The 2958-nt window shown below is 34.1% G+C and carries 3 protein-coding genes and 1 tRNA gene; 1 reads left to right on the top strand and 3 read right to left on the bottom strand.

Annotation, left to right across the window (positions count from 1 at the left end; translation table 11 throughout):
• Positions 1-124 precede the first annotated feature (124 nt).
• From HNS40_RS22020 to HNS40_RS22010, 3 genes are all read right to left on the bottom strand, one after another.
• A complete protein-coding gene (locus tag HNS40_RS22020) occupies positions 125-748 on the bottom strand; it encodes a hypothetical protein (protein ID WP_172284870.1) in 624 nt (207 codons plus the stop codon).
• Positions 749-784: 36 nt separating this feature from the next.
• The gene (locus HNS40_RS22015; RefSeq protein ID WP_172284869.1) at positions 785-2155 is read right to left on the bottom strand and encodes an MFS transporter; all 1371 of its coding nucleotides are present in this window, start codon (positions 2153-2155) and stop codon (positions 785-787) included.
• 68 nt (positions 2156-2223) lie between these two features.
• Entirely contained in the window at positions 2224-2415 is a 192-nt protein-coding gene (locus HNS40_RS22010) for a T9SS type A sorting domain-containing protein (RefSeq protein ID WP_172284868.1), read from the bottom strand.
• A gap of 267 nt (positions 2416-2682) precedes the next feature.
• Between HNS40_RS22010 and HNS40_RS22005 the strand changes: the two genes are divergently transcribed.
• Positions 2683-2773: transfer RNA gene (locus HNS40_RS22005), tRNA-Sec, on the top strand.
• The last annotated feature ends 185 nt before the right edge of the window (positions 2774-2958 follow it).

Raw genomic sequence — 2958 nt, 5'->3', positions numbered from 1 at the left:
TTCTTTAGATTTAACAGAAGGAATCATCGCCAATCAATTTTAGATAAAATCATTCAGAGATGCGTAGAGCATAAACCGATTGCTTACGCTTCGATTAAATTACACGAGACTTAAATGGGTAACCCTATTCCTTAAATTGCATTTTAAATAAATCAAGTGTTTCATCGCTTGTCAAAATTCCTCCATATATGTGATATATATTCTCTCTGGTTTTCTTGAAGCTAATCATTTTAGTTTGGACATATTCATGATTAAGTCCTTTTTTTATTTTGGTCATTATAGAGTTAAGCTTTTCATCTTCTATATCAAACCCTAAGTTTTCTTTACACTTATGAAAATCTCCAGTATAAGTATTTTCAACAAACGAACTGATGATATTGTGAATTTCGGTATGTTTAGGAGTCATATTTTTAAGTTCAGAAGAATAAAACTTATACGATTTTATATTTGAGTTGCCCTTATCTACAGTGATCTTTAGGGTTGTTAAGGAATCAATTTTAATATCTTGATTTATTAAAATAGCCATATTAAGTGCGAAATCGTACTTTAGAACCCCAAGTTTGAAAAGTGGACTGTTCGTAAAAATAAATTCTTTGGTTGAATTATCTTCTTCATCAGTGCTTGCAGAAAAGTTTTCCGTCACCTTACAAAGACAGGTCGTTGAATAATCAAGTAGATTGCTCGAGGAACATGATGAGAGAAAAACTAAAGCTAATATACCGAATATTAAGTTATTAATGCTTTTCATAGGTGTTATTAAAACGGTTGTGCAAATGTAGTTTATTTATATCGGATTATTCTTTAACCAACGATTATAAAGCCACATAGAAAGTGCAGAAACAAAGCCAATAGCCATTAATAATATCCAACCCATCGAATTCCAGAAAGGGTCTAAGTCTAATAGTCCTGATTCTAGTGGAGTGGCATTTTTACACATAATTTCATGGAAAATAAATGCTCCAGCAGGCCCGCCAATTAAAGCTCCAATGGCCAATGGAAGGTTGGCATATCCTAAGAATAATCCCTCTTGTCCTTTGGGTGCTAGGGCTCCAATATATTCATAAGTTCTGGCGGATGTAAACAATTCTCCAAAAGCAATTAATCCCACTGTAAGCGTGATGAATAAGGTTCCTAGTGGAATATATTCTCCAAAGGTAAGTGCTCTTACTCCTCCATTCATAAATATGGGTATCAAATTGATACTCATGGAAACTCCAATAATGATAATACCCACAATAATAGATTGGATGGGCTTCATCTTACCGAATTTCTTAGTGATGAGTAATTGGAAGAATACAATTACAAATGGATTGGCCATGGTGACTAAATCCACTGCTGGGTTCAGTTCTACCACTTTTTGTAGATAAAGTGGAAGTACATTATAAACTTGAGCATAGATAAAGAAGAATCCACTGGAAACTATCATAAATAAAGCAAACCTGGAATTCTTAAGAACCAATACCATGTCGGCTAAAATCCTGAGGATGGATTTTTTAGGTTTTTTTTCTGTTATATCAGATTCTGGCTCGGTATAGAAAAATAAAACGGCAAAAAAGGCTACGATAGAGAAGAATACAGAAACCGCAAAAATATAACTCAAGTCATATTCTGTTCTCACAATATAGCTGACACCCCTACCCAGTAGCGAACCAATATTAATAATCATATAGAAGATTCCGAAACCAAGAGTAATATTGGCTCCAGCGGTTTTCTGTACCGTTCCTGCTATACAAGGCTTGATAATAGAACCACCAATTCCAATAAAAGTAATGGCCAGAATAATGGGGAGGAGTACTCCAATTCCGGCAGTCATTTCACTACCTATGACAGGGTTTAGTGTTTGATTTCCGAACCAAACTGGGTATCCCATGGTAAAGTAACCCGCAGCTAAAAGTACAAAAGCGATGAGCATGGATTTTTTAAAGCCAATTTGATCGGCAATGGTCCCAGAAAGAATTGGCAAGAAAAATACTAAAGTCCACAAGATACCATTTAAATTACTGGGCCAATAATCTCCCAAACCTAATTGACCTAGATATAAGACCACGAAACTGGCCATGGCATAATAGGCACCTCTTTCAAATAACTCAGTTAAGTTAGCGGTCCAAAAGCTTCTTGGGAATTCAGCTTTTTTCTTTTCAGTAGAATTTTCCATTTCTATGTTTACTTGGTTTCAATAAGCTAGCATAGATACGAATTTTTTTAATGGCCTTAGCTGTTTTATTAATCAATGATTAGTTTTCTGCTTTCTATCCATTTTTTCTGTGGATGAATTAATTTAATCATATAGATTCCAAAGGCAAAATCACTAATGTCAATATAAGTTTCGATATTCTTGATATCCTCTTCATGCATGATACTTCCTAGAGAATTGTAAATAAGTAGCTTGTGATTTGGATTGGCAATATTTATCAAAAAAAAAGTGATAAAGGCTCAAATCAGGACCCTAAGCTTGACTTTTTAAATCCATATTCAGCTTAAGGGAGGCTTTTTTAATTTTTATTTTCTTTTTTTCTTGGAGTAATTCTTAATTAGAGTTTAAATCTACTTATTAATCAGGCAAAATGGTAACGTGCTCATATACAAGGCTCTGTTTTTATGATTTTCTAATACTTTCTAAAATATTTCACAAAGTAGACAACCCTAGCCAAAAAAAATTGTATTATTGATGTCTTGATTATACAGAGGGGACGGAACTGGTGTTTCACCCGGTCTTCAACACCGGTAGCAGACGGATAAAACCGGCTGTGGCAGGTTCGATTCCTGCCCTCTCGGCTAATTTTGTATTTCCCCATTATTGAAGTATTGTGTTCTTCTTTTCTTATTAATAACTGAAGTTTCGCACCAAATCAGACTGCCTTATCAAGCTGAATTAGAATAGGTTCTTTTTCTCTAAAAAACAGAAAATTTTCACTATTGTTGATTAACTCATGTGCAATTTTCTGAAAATCAACACCA

This window comes from Lentimicrobium sp. S6 (assembly GCF_013166635.1).
Lineage (GTDB): Bacteria > Bacteroidota > Bacteroidia > Bacteroidales > UBA12170 > UBA12170.
This window is presented reverse-complemented; position numbering and strand designations above follow the sequence as displayed.